Here is an 18050-nt window from a genome sequence, read left to right as displayed (position 1 = left end):
AGTTCTCCCTGTTCGAAGGTTGATGTGCTCTGTTGCGTTTGATGTTGCTGGAGACCCCTCCCCTTTCATTCCTCCGGCGTTACCACAGGTACACGTAGCCGGGGATCCAGCCGAAACCCCAGGCCGCGGGCTGGAAAAGGCGCGAGCGTCACACGATCTGCCGCTGTAGTACCTGCCGGCGCTCGAGTTCTTGCACGATCAAGCCGAACTCGGACCTTTCCATCAGATCGCGAAGCGTCAGCAGCCCACCCAGTTCGGTGGCCACTCTGACCATTCCGATCGATGTGCCGCCGAGATCGTAGAAGTTGTCCGTCGCCTTGATGTCGTGCACCTGTACGCCCAGCACCTTCGCCCAGGCCTTGCCGATGACAAGCTCAGCCCATGGCCGCTGCTGTTTCCGTGACGTTGAGGGCTCGGCGGGCGCCGGCTCGGGCAGCGCGGCCCGGTCCAGTTTCCCGTTCGCTGTCAGTGGGAGCTGATCCAACTGCATGAGGTGGCTGGGTACTGCCACCGGGGGCAGGACGCGGCACAGGTGTTCCCGCAGCGCCGTGAGCGCAACGGGGGCCGGGCCCACCACGTAGCCGTACAGGAGGTTCTCGGCTTCGGACGTCCTGCGCGCGATCGCGACCGCCGCGGTGACTCCGGCGTGGTCCCTCAGGGCGCTTTCGATCTCGCCGAGCTCTATCCGTACGCCGCGGATCTTGACTTGGTCGTCATTGCGGCCCAGGTACTCGAACGTTCCGTCAGGCAGCAGGCGGGCCAGGTCGCCGGTGCGATAGATCCGGCTCTCGCCTGGGAAGGGATGGTCGATGAAACGTTCCCGCGTCAGCTCCGGGCGCCGGATATAGCCGCGAGCCAGGCCGACCCCCGCGATGCACAATTCGCCTGTGCCACCGGGCTGGACGGGGCTGAGATCCTGGTTGAGGACGTACAGCCGGATGTTGTCGATGGGTCTGCCGAGGGGGACGAGCGCGGGCTCCCGGTCCGAGCAGGCGTGATGGGTGACGTCGATCGCTGCTTCGGTCGGTCCGTAGAGGTTGACGAGTGCGGGGGCGGACGGGCCCAGAGCGGAGTGGAATCTGCGGACTTGGTGGGTTGTCAGCGCCTCGCCGCTGGTGAAGACCTGCCAGAGCGAGCTCATCTGGTCGAGCCGGTCGCTGGTCGCTTCCAGGTAGTCCAGGAAGACGTGCAGCATCGAGGGTACGAAGTGCAGGGTGGTGACATGCCGCGAGGCGATTGTCGAGGCGATCGCGTCGGGGTCCTTCTCGCCCCCCGGTTCCAGCAGGTGCACACTGGCCCCGGGGATCAACCACCAGAAGAGTTCCCAGCCTGACACATCGAATGCGATGGGTGTCTTCTGGAGGATGACGTCGTCGCTGCCGAGCGGATAGGCCCGTTGCATCCACAGCAGCCGGTTCACCACCGCTCGATGCTCGACCATCACCCCCTTCGGTTTGCCGGTAGAGCCCGATGTGTAGATCACGTAGGCCAGGTCGCCGCTGTCGAGGTCCTGCCCGAGAGCGCTGTGGTCATCCGAGTAGGAAGCGGGTGAGAACGGGTCGATGACCGTCGTGGCGCCGGGCCCGGGCGGGATCGAGCCCGGTCGGGCCAGCACCACCTTGGCCGCGCAGTCGTCGAGTATGTACTGGATCCGTGCCGCGGGGTATGACAGGTCTACGGGCACGTAGGCTGCTCCCGCCTTGAGGACGGCAACGATCGAGACGAGCATCTCCAGTGACCGCTCGACCGCCACGGCTACGAGGTCGCCCCTGGCGACGCCGTTCTCCTGGAGTCCTCGGGCGAGTTGGTTGGCTCTGCGATCCAGCTCTCTGTAGCTCAGCGCGCCATCACGGCTTGTCACGGCCGTGCGGTCGGGCTGGGCCGACACCTGGGCGGCCAGGAATCCCTCGATCCGCATGCCGTCGTCGAATTTCACTACTGGCCCCGCGACTGAACTGTGCGAGAGCATGTCGGCCGTCGAGTCTGTGGATACGGGCATTGCGTCTATGGATGCAGGCATTGCGATGGTCCTTTCCCCCAAGCACTATGACATGTGCTGTTTATCAGAGAGCTGCGATTCGGGGAGCTGCAATTCGTGACCGGACGACGTCGATGAGCGTTCCGGGATTCTCTGCCAGATACATGTGCCCGCCTTGCTGTAGAACCAGCTCGAAGTCGGCCGTGGTGACCTCTGCCCACTGTTCGCAGTCCTCTGTGTCGATCAGCAGATCCTTGTCCCCGCGCAGTGCCGTCACCGCTATCCGCAGCTTTTCGTCCGAGAGCGGCTTATAGCGCTCGTGCATCGTGACGTCGACGCGTAGCGGCGGCAGCAGCATTTCGCGCAGGTCCGGGTCGCCGAAGGCCGGGTGACTGTAACCGACGGCGTCCGCAACGCGCTTGATGAACTCGTCGTCGGGCAGGTCCGCGGCCCCGAATCCCTGCCTGCCGGCCGGACCGCTCGCCCCGCTCACGAACAGGCTTCGCAGCGGGAGTGAGGTTCCGGCCAGTCGGCGCGACGTTTCGAAGGCGAGCAGCGCGCCGACGCTGTGCCCGAAGAGGTGGACATGGTCCACGGGGTGCGCCGCCTGGTGCTCCTGGATCCAGAGGGCGGCTGTCTCCACCACCTCCGCCATACTTTCCAGCGGCGGTTCCAGGAAACGCTTTTCGCGGCCGGGCAGAGGTATGCCGACGATGTCGAGATCCGGCGCGCTCAGCTTTCGCCAGGATGCGAAGAAGGAGGCGCCGGCTCCCGCATGCGGGAAACAGTAGAGTCGATGTCGGGTCATCTTGCTCAGTCTCATTTCGTTTCGGCCGAGTCACCGCGTCGGCGACGGCGCGGGGCACGCCGGGCGAACCGGAAGGGCGGGCTGCGCCTCCTCCAACAGTTGCGCGACGGTGTCGGCGAGAAGGATCTGGCGGCTGGTTATCGCCAGGCCGAGTTGTCGGCACTGCGCCGCCACCTTCATCGCGCCGATCGAGTTCCCACCGAGGTCGAAGAAGTTGTCCTGCGGTGCTACCGAGGGGACGTCCAGCACCTCGGCCCAGATCCGGCACACTTCCTCGAGAAGTGAGCTGTCCCCGGCGTCCTGGTTTGGGCCCTCTCGCGGTGCGGCCGGTGCGGCCGGCGGTGCCGGCCAGCCGTCTGCCTCGGGCGCGTCGAGAGCCACTACGACCGTGTCGAGCTTCGGCAGCCGGTCCGCCTGAACCCGTGCGGTGAGCAGCACCGCGGGTGCGGCGTCAGCCAGCATGCGCACTAGGGAGTCGGTCGGGTAGTCCGGATCCAGTGGTACGAAGGCGCCGCCCGCTTTCCACACCGAGAGCAGCGCGGCGATCAGCGTCGGAGAGTGCTCCAGGCACACGCCGACCAAGACGCCGGGGCGCACTCCGAGGCCACGAAGGCGGTGTGCCCACGCCTCGGCCAGTGCGTCGAGCGCGGCGTAGGAAAGCTGCGCGTCCTCGGCGATGACCGCGACAGCGTCGGGGGTCCGCGCCGCCTGCCGTTCGAACAGCTCGGACACGGAGGCATCGAGGGCGAAGGATCCCTCGTCCGCGCCGGCGGACTCGGCCGCGCGCAGCGTGCGGATCGTCCCCGAGAACTCCTCGAACTCGCGGACTGAGCCTGAGCTTGTCACCGAGTCCCCCCGTCGCCACCGACCGGCTCGGCCTCCGTCGCCGCGGTGCGCGCCCGGTTGTCCGCGTCGCGCACGGCCATCGACGCCACGACGACGGCGGAGCGGGCCAGGCCGTGCATGTCGTGCAGCACCGAATTGCGTGCGTCGGGCAGCAACGCCGCCGCGCTCGCCGCGGTATCGATGAGATAGCTCGCGGCCCGCGGCAGCATGCCCGCCGCCGAGCCGTATTCCTGATCGACCAGCCTTTTAGCTTCGGCCAGCAGGTGCGCGACCCGTTCGCCGACCGGCTCGGCCGGTCGTTCGACGGGCGGGCACCAGCGCGCAGTCGCAGTCTCCATGGATTGGCTTCACATCCCGACTCGAAAGTTCCGTGTTCCGGACGATGCACTTCCATCCACTGTCCTGTGCCCCGGTTTCGATGTGCTTTCCGAGCTGTTTTCGGCCGCCGGGCCGCGGCCCGGCGCACCGCGTCGCCGTACCGCCGGTACCGAAATGGATTCGAAACCACTCGCAAAGCGCGGCGCTTCATATTCGGCTTGGCAGTCGGTATGGCCGGCCACCGAACCGAACGCGAGGAAGGGCGATCAGCGTGGACTCACTGGGCGATCGTCGCCGTCATGGCAAGCGGTATCAACGACGACGCTGCTTCGCCTGAACCCAGCCGCCGTCCGCGGTCGCCCCCGCTCCCCACCGCCGTAGTGAAAGGTCCGGATCATGTCAGAGATCGACTCTGAATCCCAGGATGCGTATCAGTTGTCGGTGCTTCAGACCGGACTGCTCTATGAGGAAATGGGCATTGAGGCGGCCGCGGCGCGTCCGTACATCATCCAGCAGATCGACCGCTACACCGGTCGCGCTGATATCAACGCGGTGATCGGCGCCTACGAGGCCCTCGTGAGCCGGCATCCGATCCTTCGGACGGGCTTCGTATGGGACGGGGACGAGCCGCGGCAGTTCGTCCGGGCGCATGCGGACCTGCCGGTCACCCGGCTCGACTGGTCCTCGGTTCCCACGCAGAGCTGCGAGCAGCAGCTGGCAGCGCTGGTGGACGAGGACCGCCGTACTCCCTTCGACATGGCGTGCGCCCCGCTGGCGCGGCTGACTGTGGTCACCATGCCCGGGGATGAGCTGTGGACGCTGCTCAGCATCCACCACATCCTCGTGGACGACTGGGCCTGGGCGGTCCTAGAGGCGGAGTTCGACGTGTTCTACCGGGCGGCGGTCGCCGGCGGCGAGCCGGAGCTCCCGCCCGCTCCGTCCTTTGGCGACTACGTCCGGTGGCAGTCCGGCGTGCGGGCGGCGCTGAGCGCGGAGAAGCGGTCCTTCTGGCGCGACTACCTCGCGGGGGCGCCCGAGGCCTGGCCGCTCGGCCTCGGCGCCGCGCCCGCCGACGCGCCGTTCGTGCGTGCGCGTGCGTGTCTGAGCACGGAGGAGATGGCGCGGCTGGAGGGCTTCGCCCGCTCGGCCCGCGTCTCGCTCAACACGGTGGTCAACGCCGCCTGGGCGCTGGCGCTCTCCGTGCTGACCGGAACCGACGACGTCGTATTCGGATTCACCGCGGTGAGCCGTCCGGACGCGGTCGCCGACGCGGAGTCGCTGGTCGGCCCGTGCCTCAGCACCCTGCCACTGCGGGTGACGGTCGACCGCGCCAAGCCGATGCGCGACTGGCTGCGAGAGCTCCAGGGCGGGCTGATCGACCTCTGGGACGACGAGGAGCTGCCGGTGCTGGACACCGGGGCGCTGGCGCGGCGCAAGAGCGGGGACCGGGAGCCGATCGAGTCGATCCTGGTCGTGGAGGGTGTGCCGCGGCCCAAGGTGCACCTGCTGCCCGACACGGTCAAAACCCGGATGGACTCCATCAACTGGACCGGATACCCGGTTGTCGTCGCCGCGGAACTCGGTGATGGGCTCGACCTCACCGTCACCCTGGACGGGCGCCGCGGCGACGCCGCCGCGGCGCGGTCACTGGCCGAGCGTCTCAAGCACATCCTGCTCCAGTTCACCGACCTCCAGGCTCCGGTCGGCACGGTGGACGTGCTGGATCCCGGCGAGCGTGCGGGGCTGTTGGAGTGGGGTGCCGGGCCGGCTGGGGTGTCGTCTTCGGCGGGGTTGGCGGAGCGGTTTGAGTTGCAGGTGCGTCGTACGCCGCTGGCGGTTGCGGTGGAGGCTGCTGATGGTTCGGCGGTGACGTATGCGGAGTTGGATGCGCGCTCTGATCGGTTGGCGTGGTTGTTGCGTGCGGCTGGGGCTGGTCCGGAGCGGTTTGTCGCGGTGGCGATGGGGCGTTCTGTTGATCTGGTGGTGGCGTTTCTTGCGGTTGTGAAGGCTGGTGCTGCTTATGTTCCGCTGCCTGCTGCGTATCCGCTTGGGCTGGCTTTGGATGTGGTTCGCGATATGGAGCCGGTCGTGTTGTTGACCGATGCGGCGTTGCGGGACAGTGAGGTGGTCGGTGGCATTGCCGAGACGGGTTTGCCGGTTATCACGGTGGATGCCTTGGCGTGTGCCGAGCATCAGGATCGTGATGGTGCGGGCTGCGATTGCGATTCGGTGGTGTGGGGTTCGGAAGATGGTTTTGCTGGTCTTGATCAGGTTGCTTATGTGATGTTCACGTCTGGTTCGACGGGTGTGCCGAAGGGTGTGTCGATTAGTCAGCGGAATGTTTTGGCGTTGGTGGATGATGGGTGTTGGCGGGGTGGTCGGCATTCTCGGGTGTTGATGCATTCTCCGCATTCGTTTGATGCGGTGACGTATGAGATGTGGGTGCCGTTGTTGGCGGGTGGGACGGTGGTGTTGTTTGAGGATGGGTTGTTGGATTTGGCGGGGTTGGAGCGTGTGTTGGTGGGGCGTGGGGTGACGGGGTTGTATTTGACGAAGGCTTTGTTTGATGTGGCGGTGGCGGAGATTCCGGGGGCGTTGGGGTGTGTGTCGGAGGTGTGGACGGGTGGTGAGGAGGCGTCGGTTGGGTCGGTGAATCGGGCGGCGGTGGTGTGTCCGGGGTTGTCGGTGGTGAATGTGTGGGGGCCGACGGAGACGACGGTGTTTGCGACGTTTCAGGTGACGGGTGGGGGTGTGCCGTTTGTGGATTCGGTGCCGGTGGGGGTGCCGATGGATGGGACGCGGGTTTATGTGTTGGATGGGGGTTTGGGGTTGGTGCCGGTTGGTGTGGTGGGGGAGTTGTATGTGGGTGGTGATCGGTTGGCGCGGGGTTATCACCGGCGGTCGGGGGTGACGGCGTCGCGGTTTGTGCCGGATCCGTTTGGTGGTGTGGGGGAGCGGATGTATCGGACGGGTGATTTGGTGCGGTGGGGTGCTTCGGGGGTGTTGGAGTTTGTGGGGCGGGTTGATGGTCAGGTGAAGGTTCGTGGTTTTCGGGTTGAGTTGGGTGAGGTGGAGGCGCATTTGGTGGCGTTTCCGGGGGTGGCGCGTGCGGTGGTGGCGGTGCGTGAGGATTCTCCGGGGGATAAGCGGTTGGTGGGTTATGTGGTGCCCTCTGATGGTGTGGTGGGTGGTTTTGATTGGGCGGCGTTGCGAGGGTTTTTGTCGGGTCGGTTGCCGGGGTTCATGGTGCCGTCGGCGTTTGTGGAGTTGGCGGAGTTGCCGTTGACGGCGCATCGGAAGGTGGATCGTCGGGCGTTGCCGGCTCCGGTGGTGGGTGCCGGTTCCAGTACCGGTGCTGGTTCGGTGGTGGAGGAGTTGTTGGGGGGTTTGTTCGCGCAGGTGTTGGGGTCGTCGGTGGTGCCGGGGGTGGATGAGGATTTCTTCGGGCTTGGTGGGCATTCGTTGTCGGCGATGCGTTTGGTGAATCGGGTGCGTGGGGTTTTCGGGGTGGAGGTGGCGATCCGGGATCTGTTCGACCGTCCGACGATCCAGGCCCTCGCCCACCACATCGAAAACGGAGCCGGCGGCAGCACCCGATCACAGATCGAACCCGCGGTGCGCCCGAGTCATCCGCCACTGTCCTCGGCCCAGCGCCGCCTGCACTTCCTGAACTGCTTCGACGGTCCGAGTGCGGTGTACAACGTGCCTGTCGCGTTGCGGTTGGCCGGTGCCTTGGACGTGCAGGCGTTGCGTGCCGCGCTGGGCGATGTGGTCGGGCGGCATGAGTCGTTGCGCACCGTGTTTCCTGACCGGGACGGTGAGCCGTATCAGCGTGTTCTCGACGTGGGTTCGGCGGCCATCGAGCTGACGGTTGCCGATATCGCGCCGTCAGATCTTGATGACGCGGTGCAGGCCGTCTCTGGAGAGCCGTTCGTGTTGGCGGAGGATCTGCCGATCCGGGCTCGGCTGTGGCGGGTCGGGCCCGATGAGCATGTGCTGTTGCTGGTCGTGCATCACATCGCCACCGACGGCTGGTCGCAGGGTCCGCTGTTGCGTGATCTGGCGCAGGCGTATGAGGCGCGGGTGCAGGAGAGCGCGCCGGGGTTTGCGCCGTTGCCAGTGCAGTATGCGGATTTCGCGTTGTGGCAGGCGGATCGGGCGGCCGATCAGCAGGACCTGGAGTTCTGGGCCGAGCAGCTTCGAGGCGTGCCGGAGGAGACAGTGCTGCCGTTGGACCGCCCGCGTCCAGCGGTGCGCTCCCAGCATGGTGCGCAAATCCGGTTTGACGTCGATCAGGATACGCATGCCGCGCTTCAGGCCCTGGCGCAGGGCGGAAATGCCACGTTGTTCATGGTGTTGCATGCGGCGGTGGCCACAGTGCTGCACCGTTATGGGGCCGGCACCGATGTCGTGGTGGGTACCGCGGTGGCCGGGCGCAGTGATCACGCGCTCGATGATCTGGTCGGTTTCTTCGTCAACACTCTGGTGCTGCGTACCGACCTGTCCGGAAATCCCGACTTCCAGGCCCTGATCGAGCGGGTGCGCGATGCGGATCTGCGGGCCTACGCGCACCAGGACATCCCCTTCGAGGAACTGGTCGCTCACTTGGCGCCCGTGCGCACTCCGGCGCGTCACCCGTTGTTCCAGGTCATGCTCTCGGTCGACCAGACCGATCCGGTCCCGCCGGCCCTGTCCGGCCTGACCGTCGAGAACGTCACGGTGCCTACCGACACCGCGAAGTTCGACCTGGCCCTGGTCTTCCAACCGAACCAGCACCCCGACGGCACTCCGGCAGGCATCACCGTCCAGCTGACCTATGCCACCGACATCTTCAACCCCCACACCATCGAAGCCCTGACACACCATCTCAGCACCCTGCTCACCGACGTCACCCGAAACCCCCACGCCCCGCTGCGTGAACTTGAGATGACGACGGTGCAGGAGCGTGCGGGGTTGTTGGAGTGGGGTGTTGGGCCGGCTGGGGTGTCGTCGTCGGTGGGGTTGGCGGAGCGGTTTGGGTTGCAGGCGGGTCGTACTCCGGATGCGGTTGCGGTGGAGGCTGCTGATGGTTCGGTGGTGACGTATGCGGAGTTGGATGCGCGTTCTGATCGGTTGGCGTGGTTGTTGCGTGCGGCTGGGGCTGGTCCGGAGCGGTTTGTCGCGGTGGCGATGGGGCGTTCTGTGGATCTGGTGGTGGCGTTTCTTGCGGTTGTGAAGGCTGGTGCTGCTTATGTTCCGTTGCCTGCTGCGTATCCGCTCGGGCTGGCTTTGGATGTGGTTCGGGATATGGAGCCGGTCGTGTTGTTGACCGATGCGGCGTTGCGGGATGGTGAGGTGGTCGCTGGCATTGCCGAGACGGGTTTGCCGGTTCTCACGGTGGATGCCTTGGAGTGTGCTGATGCCTTGGAGTGTGCTGAGCATCAGGTGGCGTGTGGTTCGGGGGTTGGTGGTGGTTTCGCGGGTCTTGATCAGGTTGCTTATGTGATGTTCACGTCTGGGTCGACGGGTGTGCCGAAGGGTGTGTCGATTAGTCAGCGGAATGTTTTGGCGTTGGTGGATGATGGGTGTTGGCGGGGTGGTCGGCATTCTCGGGTGTTGATGCATTCTCCGCATTCGTTTGATGCGGTGACGTATGAGATGTGGGTGCCGTTGTTGGCGGGTGGGACGGTGGTGTTGTTTGAGGATGGGTTGTTGGATTTGGCGGGGTTGGAGCGTGTGTTGGTGGGGCGTGGGGTGACGGGGTTGTATTTGACGAAGGCTTTGTTTGATGTGGCGGTGGCGGAGATTCCGGGGGCGTTGGGGTGTGTGTCGGAGGTGTGGACGGGTGGTGAGGAGGCGTCGGTTGGGTCGGTGAATCGGGCGGCGGTGGTGTGTCCGGGGTTGTCGGTGGTGAATGTGTGGGGGCCGACGGAGACGACGGTGTTTGCGACGTTTCAGGTGACGGGTGGGGGTGTGCCGTTTGTGGATTCGGTGCCGGTGGGGGTGCCGATGGATGGGACGCGGGTTTATGTGTTGGATGGGGGTTTGGGGTTGGTGCCGGTTGGTGTGGTGGGGGAGTTGTATGTGGGTGGTGATCGGTTGGCGCGGGGTTATCACCGGCGGTCGGGGGTGACGGCGTCGCGGTTTGTGCCGGATCCGTTTGGTGGTGTGGGGGAGCGGATGTATCGGACGGGTGATTTGGTGCGGTGGGGTGCTTCGGGGGTGTTGGAGTTTGTGGGGCGGGTTGATGGTCAGGTGAAGGTTCGTGGTTTTCGGGTTGAGTTGGGTGAGGTGGAGGCGCATTTGGTGGCGTTTCCGGGGGTGGCGCGTGCGGTGGTGGCGGTGCGTGAGGATTCTCCGGGGGATAAGCGGTTGGTGGGTTATGTGGTGCCCTCTGATGGTGTGGTGGGTGGTTTTGATTGGGCGGCGTTGCGAGGGTTTTTGTCGGGTCGGTTGCCGGGGTTCATGGTGCCGTCGGCGTTTGTGGAGTTGGCGGAGTTGCCGTTGACGGCGCATCGGAAGGTGGATCGTCGGGCGTTGCCGGCTCCGGTGGTGGGTGCCGGTTCCAGTACCGGTGCTGGTTCGGTGGTGGAGGAGTTGTTGGGTGGGTTGTTTGCGCAGGTGTTGGGGTCGTCGGTGGTGCCGGGGGTGGATGAGGATTTCTTCGGGCTTGGTGGGCATTCGTTGTCGGCGATGCGTTTGGTGAATCGGGTGCGTGGGGTTTTCGGGGTGGAGGTGGCGATCCGGGATCTGTTCGACCGTCCGACGATCCAGGCCCTCGCCCACCACATCGAAAACGGAGCCGGAGCCTTGGCTGACGGCGCCCGGGGATCCCGCGAGCCATTGCGGCCGGCCCCGGATCCGCGGCCGACCGAGCTGCCCCTGTCTTCGGCGCAACTACGGCTGTGGATAACCGATCGGCTCGGCGGTCCGAGTGCGGTGTACAACGTGCCGGTTGCGTTGCGGCTGGTCGGTGCCTTGGACGTGCAGGCGTTGCGTGCCGCGATCGGTGACGTGGTCGGGCGGCATGAGTCGTTGCGCACGGTGTTCCCTGATCGGGACGGTGAGCCGTATCAGTGTGTCGTCGACGTGGGTTCGGCCGGTATCGAGCTGACGGCTACCGACATCGCGCCGTCAGATCTTGCTGACGCGGTACAGGCCGCGGCCGATGAGCCGTTTGTGTTGGCGGTGGATCTGCCGATTCGGGCTCGGCTGTGGCGGGTCGGGCCGGATGAGCACGTGTTGTTGTTGGTGGTGCATCACATCGCTACCGACGGCTGGTCACAGGGCCCGTTGTTGCGGGATCTGGCGCAGGCCTATGACGCCCGGGTCCGGGGGAGCGCGCCGCAGTTCGTTCCGTTGCCTGTGCAGTACGCGGATTTCGCGCTATGGCAGGCGGTTGGCGAGGCTGAGCAGCGGGATCTGGAGTTCTGGGTCGAGCAGCTTCGGGGCGCGCCGGAGGAGACGGTGCTGCCGTTGGACCGCCCGCGTCCGGCGGTCCGTTCGCAGCTCGGCGCGGAGGTGCGGTTCGAGGTCGATCAGGATACGCATGTCGAGCTTCAGGCCCTGGCACAGGGCGGCAATGCCACGTTGTTCATGGTGCTGCACGCGGCGGTGGCCGCAGTGCTGCACCGCTACGGCGCGGGCACCGATGTCGCGGTGGGTACCGCGGTGGCCGGCCGCAGCGATCACGCGCTCGATGATCTGGTCGGTTTCTTCGTCAACACCCTGGTGCTGCGCACTGACCTGTCCGGAAATCCAGACTTCCAGACCCTGATCGAGCGAGTGCGCGATGCGGATCTGCGGGCCTACGCCCATCAGGACATCCCCTTCGAGGAACTGGTCGCCCACCTGGCACCCGTGCGCACTCCCGCACGCCACCCGTTGTTCCAAGTCATGCTCACCGTCGACCAGACCGACCCGGTCCCGCCGAGCCTGTCCGGCCTGACCGTCCAGAACATCGAGGTCCCTGCCGACACCGCCAAGTTCGACCTGGCCCTGGTCTTCCAACCGAACCACCACCCCGACGGCAGCCCGGCAGGCATCACCATCCAACTGACCTACGCCACCGACATCTTCAACCCCCACACCATCCAAGCCCTGACACACCACCTCAGCACCCTGCTCACGCAAGTCGCCCAAAACTCCCATACGCCGCTCGGCGAACTCTCTGACCTGGAAGGTGTTTAGATCATGACCAGTCCTTTCGACGACCCCGACGGCCGTTTCCACGTGGTCGTCAACGGCGAGGAGCAGTACGCGCTCTGGCCTGAGGACCTGGACATTCCCGCCGGCTGGACTCCGTTGGCCTCCGGTGACCTCGCGGAGTGCACCGCGTATGTCGATGAGCACTGGGTCGACATGCGGCCGCGCTCGCTCAAATCGGCCATGGCGGCGAACGCGACGGCCCAGGCGAGGACCACCGAGGACGTGAGCGCATGACCGCGGACACGCGGGAGGCTCCGCAGCGGCGGGATCTCCAGCTCCAGCTGCGGCAGGAGTGGGACGACGCCGCGACGCTGCTCCCGCAGACCAGCGTGCCGGAGGTGTTCGCCAGGCGCGTCGCTGAGGAGCCGGGCGCGATCGCGGTGGAGAGCGAGGACGAGGAGATCTCCTACGCCCGGCTCGACGCTCGATCCGACCGGCTGGCCCGGCGGCTCGTCGAGCAGGGGGTGGCGCCCGGCGACCATGTCGCGGTCCTGATGCGCCGCTCCTCGGACCTCGTCGCGGCGTTGCTCGCCGTGGCAAAGGCGGGCGCCGCCTTCGTGCCGCTGTCCACCCGGGACCCGGCGGCCCGGATGCACGCCGTGATCGCCGGCTCGGGCTGCCGCCTGCTGCTGGTGGACGAAACGACGCAGGACCATGAGATGACCCGTCACCTCGCGTACCTGCGAGCCGACGTGGCGATCGGCGCCGACGCGCCGGCGCCCGGGGCGCCGTTCGAAACCGACCCCTTCGGCGACCGGACGACCGGACCGGAAGCGCTGCTGTACATCATGCACACCTCGGGATCGACCGGCGCACCCAAGGGCGTTGCCGTCACCCACCGCAACGTCGTGTCCTTCGCCCTGGACCGGATATGGCGCTCCGGCGATCACGACCGGATCCTGTTCCACTCTCCGCACGCGTTCGACGCCTCGACCTATGAGATCTGGGTCCCGCTGCTGACCGGTGGCACCGTGGTCGTCGCCTCCGGCCAGGCCGACGCCGCGCTGCTGCGCCGGCTCGGCGGGGCGGGCCGGATCACCTCGGTGTGGCTGGGGGCCGGCCTGTTCGGGGCGTTGGCCGAGGCCGACCCGGAGTGCCTGGCGGGCATCCGGCAGGTGTGGACCGGCGGAGACGTGGTGCCGCCGGCCGCGGTCGCGCGCGTGCAGAGCGCCTGCCCGGGTCTGACCGTTTATGACGGCTACGGTCCGACCGAGACGACGACGTTCGCGACCCGCCACCGGATCGCCCGGATCCACCCCGAGGACCGCCCCGTGCCGATCGGCGGCCCGATGGACAACACCCGCGTGTACCTGCTGGACGACCGGTTGCGGCTGACGGAGCCGGGCGAGAGCGGACAGGTGTATGTGGCCGGCGACGGCGTGGCCCGCGGGTATGTGAGCCAGCCGGGGCTGACCGCGCGGCGCTTTCTGCCCGACATCTTCGGCGTGCCCGGCGAGCGGATGTACGCCACCGGCGACGTGGCCCGCCGCGCGCCGGACGGCAGCCTGAGCCTCCTGGGCCGCGCGGACGACCAGGTCAAGATCCACGGCTTCCGGATCGAGCCCGGCGAGATCGAGTCCGTCCTGGCCGCGCACCCCGAGGTCAGCCGGGCCGTGCTGCTCGTCAGCAAGACGCCGGACGGCAGCGGCCAGTTGGCGGCCGTCGTCGTTCCGGCAGCGCCGGGCGGACGCCCGGACCCCGAGGCGTTGCGCGGCTACCTCGCCGAGCGGCTGCCCGCTCACATGGTCCCGGCGAGGATCGTCGTGCGCGCCGGCCTCCCGCTGACCGCGCACGACAAAGTGGATCACAGAATACTGATATCCGAGCTGGCCGCCGCCGACGCCGGGCCGGCCGCGCCGGTGGCGCACACCGCGCCGGAGAGCGCGGCGACGGCCCAAACCATGGCGCGGGTGGCCGAGCTGTGGTCCGCGGTGCTGGGCGTCGATCGGATCGCCGTCGACGACAGCTTCTTCGACCGGGGCGGCAATTCGCTCAAGCTGATCGGCCTGCACGCGCGGCTGTGCCGGACCTTCGGCGTGGACATACCGGTGCAGCGGCTGTTCGAGATTTCCAGCATCCGCGCGATGGCGCTGTACCTACAGAAGGCTGCCGGGCCGGGCGACGGCCCCGTACCGGTCGGCGACCCCCGGGCAGCGAGCGAGGCCGGCGCCCGCGGGGCCGCCCGCCGCGATCGGATCCGGGCCAGGAGGGAGCACCGATGAACTCGTACCTCGACGGAGCGGTAGCGGTCACCGGGATGGCGGTGCGTGTACCGGGAGCGGGCGACCTCGCCGCGTTCTGGTCGTTGCTGCGGTCCGGTACCGAGGGTGTCACCCACCACGACAAGGACGCGCTGCTCGCCGCCGGTGCCGACCCGGCGCTCATCCGCCGTCCTGACTACGTCCCCTCGCGCGGCATGCTGCCGACGGCTCGGTCCTTCGACTGGCGGTTCTTCGGCTACTCGCGCGCCGAGGCCGCGATGATCGACCCGCAGCAGCGGATCTTCCTGGAGTGCGCGGCCGCGGCGCTGGACGACGCCGGGATCGACCCGGCCCGCTTCGCCGGCCCGATCGGCGTCTACGGCGGCAGCGACGACTGCGACCCGCCCACGGACGGCGATCCGATGCTGCGGGCGCTGGGCAGCAGCCGTGACATGCTGGCCACCCGTGTGGCCTACAAGGTCGGGCTGCGCGGACCCGCGTTCACCGTACAGAGCGCCTGCTCGACCTCACTGACCGCAGTCCACCTGGCGATCCAGAGCTTGCAGGCGTACGAGACCGACGCGGTGCTCGCCGGCGGAGTCGGCCTGGCCGGATTCGGCAGCACCGGCTACCTCTATATGGAGGGTGGCACCAATTCCCGCGACGGCCGGAGCCGCAGTTTCGACGCGGACGCGTCCGGCATGGTGCCGGCCGAAGGCGTCGGCGTGGTCGTGCTCAGGCGGCTGGAGGACGCACTGCGCGACGGAGACCACGTCAGTGCGGTCATCCGCGGCTCGGCGCTCAGCAACGACGGTGCCGAGAAGATCGGCTTCGCCGCGCCGTCCGTCGCCGGGCAGCGCGAGGCGATCCTGCTGGCGCAGAAGGTGGCCGACGTCGACCCCTGGGACATCGACTACGTCGAGGCGCATGGCACGGCCACCCCGATGGGCGACCCGGTCGAGGTGCAGGCGCTGACCGACGCCTTCCGCCTGTCGCGCGAGGAGGCCGGCTGGTGCCGGCTCGGGGCGGTCAAGAGCAACCTCGGCCACACCGGCGCCGCGGCGGGCGTGGTGGGGCTGATCAAGACGGCGCTGATGCTCGAACACCGCGAGCTGGTGCCGTCGTTGCACTTCAAGCGTCCGAATCCGCTGATGGATCTGGAGGCCACCCCATTCCGGGTCGGCACGCGGCACGAGCCCTGGCCCGAGCGCGGGACCCCGCTGGCCGCGGTCAGTGCCTTCGGCATCGGCGGCACGAACGCGCACGTCATCCTCGAGGCGCCACCGTCGTCCCCGCGTCCTGTGCCGCGCCCGGCTCCCCGGATGCTGGCCCTGTCGGCCGGCTCGCCGGAGGCGCTCGACCGGATGCGCGGGAACCTGGCCGAGCGGCTGGACGGCGAGCCGGAGTCCTCGCTCGCCGACGTGTCGTGGACGCTGTCCCGGCGCCGCCGGTTCGACCACCGCGCGGTCGTGGTCGCCGAGCAGCCGGCCGAGGCGGCGCAATCGCTGCGCCAGGCGCCCGGACCGGTCTTGCCGCCTGCGGACCGGCGCGATCGGCTCGACCGCGTCGCCTTCCTGTTCCCCGGGCACGGCACGCTCGACCACGCCGCCGGCAGCGCGGCCTATCGGCTGCTGCCGCGGTTCGCCGCCCACTTCGACGAGATGGCGGCGATCTTCCGCCGGGCGCACGCACTGGACCTGTCGCCGATCGTGGGGGACGGATCGGTCGCCGCCGGCTGGCTGGCGGACTTCGTCAACCAGCAGTGCGGCCTCGTGACCCTCGGCTACGCGCTGGCCCGGCAGCTGCTGGATTGGGGGATCACACCCGCCGGGATGCTCGGTAACAGCATCGGCGAGTATGCCGCCGCCGCGGTGGCGGGTGTGTGGACCCCGGCCGATTGTGCGGAAGTCGTGTACGAGCGCGCGCGGACCGCCCTGCACACCCCGCCGGGTCGGATGGTCGCGGTCCGCGCGGGCGCCGCGCAGGTGACCGAGCGGATCGCGGCGTTCCCCGGCGTGGGTCTGGCGGTCATGGGACCCGGCAACACCGTCGTGTCCGGACCGCGGGCGGCGATCGACGCCTGCCTGGCCGCCGGCGCGCTGGACGGGCTGGACGTCACCGTGCTCGACTTGTCCGTCGCGGCGCACTCCGAAATGATGCGGCCCGCGGCGCTGGGCCTGGCCCGGGCCGTGGAGCAGGCGGCCGCGCGCCGGCCCGAACTGCGCTTCGTCTCCAACCTGACCGGTGAGTGGGCCGATCCGGACGCCGTCGGCACGGCGGACTACTGGACCGCCCAGCTGTGCCGGACCGTGCAGCTCGACTCCGGTATAGCGACCTTGATCGCAGAGGGCTGCGATACTTTCCTGGAGCTGGGCGCCGGCACTTCGATGTGCGGCTCGCTGCGCCGGCACTCGGCGTGGGACTCCGAGCGGCACGCGGTGCCGATGCTCGGCCGGGCCTCCGAGGACCCGGAGCGCAGCCTCCTGCGCGCCGTCGGCGTGCTGTGGGAGCGCGGCGCGGACATCGACGTGGCCGACCTGGCCCGCGACGCGCAGCCGCTGGTGGTCGCGCTGCCCTCGTACCCCTTCGAGCCCTCGGACCCCGACTCCGGCCGGACCGCCGCCGCGGCGCCCCGGCAGGACGGCGCACCGCGCCCGGACAGCCCGGACAGCCCGAGCGACCTGGAGCAGCTGTGGTGCGCTTCGCTCGGCGTCGCCTCGGTCAACGAGACGGACGATTTCTTCGCCATCGGCGGCGAGTCGTTGATGGCCGTGCACCTGATCAGCAAGGTGAGCCAGGCCACGGGCGCGGCGATCACGGCCGCGGACTTCCTCCGCCAGCCGACCTTCGGCCGGCTGGCGGAGCTGGTGGGGGCGGCGTCCGGCGCCGAGCGCGCAGCGGGAAGCGTGGGACTGGTCGCCCTGCGTGAGGGGGCGTCCGACCGGCCGGTCTTCCTGATTGCCGACGGCATGGGCAGCGCGTCCAGCTACCTGGAGCTCGCCGACCTGGTCGACGTCGACCGACCGGTGCTCGGTCTGGAACCTTCCGGCGGGCGATACACCACAGCCCGGGTCGAGCGGATGGCAGAGCAGTACCTCGATGCGGTGCGCGGCGCACAGAAGCAGGGCCCATATACGCTCGCCGGCTGGTCCTACGGCGCGGTGATCGCGCACGAGATGGCCCGGTTGCTGCTCCAGGAGGGTGAGGTCGTCGACGTGCTGCTGTGCTTCGACGGCTTCGTCCGAGGCCGCGGCGGCCGGCCGCTGGCCGCCGTCCCGGCGGCGCTGCTCGAAGTCGTACGGCTGGAATTCGCGGTGCGGTTCGGCTCCGGCCAGGTCGGCGCGCTCGCGCGCCGGGCCCCCGAGCTTCGCCGCAACCTCTCCCGATGTGCACGCGCCCTGCTGCGCTACCGGCCGCGCCCGGTGGACTGCCCGGTCGTGGTGTTCCGGTCCGGCGCGCCGGACTCGGCTTCCCGCGAGGCGCTGCGCCGCGACTTGTCCGGCTTCTACCGCACCGTCGAGGTCTTGTCCGCCGCGGGAGACCACTGGTCGATGCTGACCCGACCGCACGTGGTGGGTCTGGCCGGAGAACTGTCCGCCCGGCTGGCGAAAGCCACCCCGTCCCGGTGACCGCTGATGTAAATCCGTGCACGACGCTCAGCGCTTTGTGACGCATCCACCTCCAGATATCGCATCCTGCGACGCCGGCACAC

Annotated in this window: 8 protein-coding genes; 4 read left to right on the top strand and 4 right to left on the bottom strand. The window is 68.2% G+C overall.

The window, feature by feature from the left end; translation table 11 throughout:
* Window positions 1–148 precede the first annotated feature (148 nt).
* Genes IZR01_RS21205 through IZR01_RS50805 form a run of 4 tightly spaced genes read right to left on the bottom strand, consistent with a single transcriptional unit; the run spans window position 149 to window position 3970 of the window.
* The gene (locus tag IZR01_RS21205) at window positions 149–2041 is read right to left on the bottom strand and encodes a non-ribosomal peptide synthetase (protein ID WP_194924847.1); all 1893 of its coding nucleotides are present in this window, start codon (window positions 2039–2041) and stop codon (window positions 149–151) included.
* 22 nt (window positions 2042–2063) lie between these two features.
* Window positions 2064–2786, bottom strand: a complete 723-nt coding sequence (locus IZR01_RS21200) for a thioesterase II family protein (RefSeq protein ID WP_194899322.1) — start codon at window positions 2784–2786, stop codon at window positions 2064–2066.
* Window positions 2787–2816: 30 nt separating this feature from the next.
* Window positions 2817–3632, bottom strand: a complete 816-nt coding sequence (locus IZR01_RS50810; RefSeq protein WP_323746733.1) for an acyl carrier protein — start codon at window positions 3630–3632, stop codon at window positions 2817–2819.
* Window positions 3629–3970 carry a hypothetical protein gene (locus IZR01_RS50805; protein WP_228556070.1) on the bottom strand — a complete coding sequence of 114 codons (342 nt, stop codon included), beginning with the start codon at window positions 3968–3970 and terminating at the stop codon, window positions 3629–3631. Before IZR01_RS50805 ends, IZR01_RS50810 begins: the two co-directional genes overlap by 4 nt.
* Window positions 3971–4346: 376 nt before the next feature.
* Here IZR01_RS50805 and IZR01_RS52455 point away from each other — a divergent pair, with 376 nt between their 5' ends.
* Genes IZR01_RS52455 through IZR01_RS21175 form a run of 4 tightly spaced genes read left to right on the top strand, consistent with a single transcriptional unit; the run spans window position 4347 to window position 17967 of the window.
* Window positions 4347–12119: a non-ribosomal peptide synthetase gene (locus IZR01_RS52455; protein ID WP_194924846.1), complete on the top strand. Its 7773-nt coding sequence runs from the start codon at window positions 4347–4349 to the stop codon at window positions 12117–12119.
* A 3-nt stretch (window positions 12120–12122) separates the two neighbouring features.
* Window positions 12123–12371 carry an MbtH family protein gene (locus IZR01_RS21185; protein WP_228554714.1) on the top strand — a complete coding sequence of 83 codons (249 nt, stop codon included), beginning with the start codon at window positions 12123–12125 and terminating at the stop codon, window positions 12369–12371.
* Window positions 12368–14359, top strand: coding sequence for a non-ribosomal peptide synthetase (locus IZR01_RS21180; protein ID WP_194924845.1), 1992 nt, complete (start codon window positions 12368–12370; stop codon window positions 14357–14359). The genes IZR01_RS21185 and IZR01_RS21180 overlap by 4 nt, the downstream gene beginning before the upstream one ends.
* Window positions 14356–17967, top strand: coding sequence for a type I polyketide synthase (locus IZR01_RS21175; RefSeq protein WP_194924844.1), 3612 nt, complete (start codon window positions 14356–14358; stop codon window positions 17965–17967). Before IZR01_RS21180 ends, IZR01_RS21175 begins: the two co-directional genes overlap by 4 nt.
* The last annotated feature ends 83 nt before the right edge of the window (window positions 17968–18050 follow it).

The organism is Catenulispora pinisilvae, assembly GCF_015356865.1.
Taxonomy (GTDB): Bacteria; Actinomycetota; Actinomycetes; order Streptomycetales; family Catenulisporaceae; genus Catenulispora; species Catenulispora pinisilvae.
The sequence above is the reverse complement of the archived record's forward strand: the minus strand, read 5'-3'. Positions and strand labels throughout refer to the sequence as shown.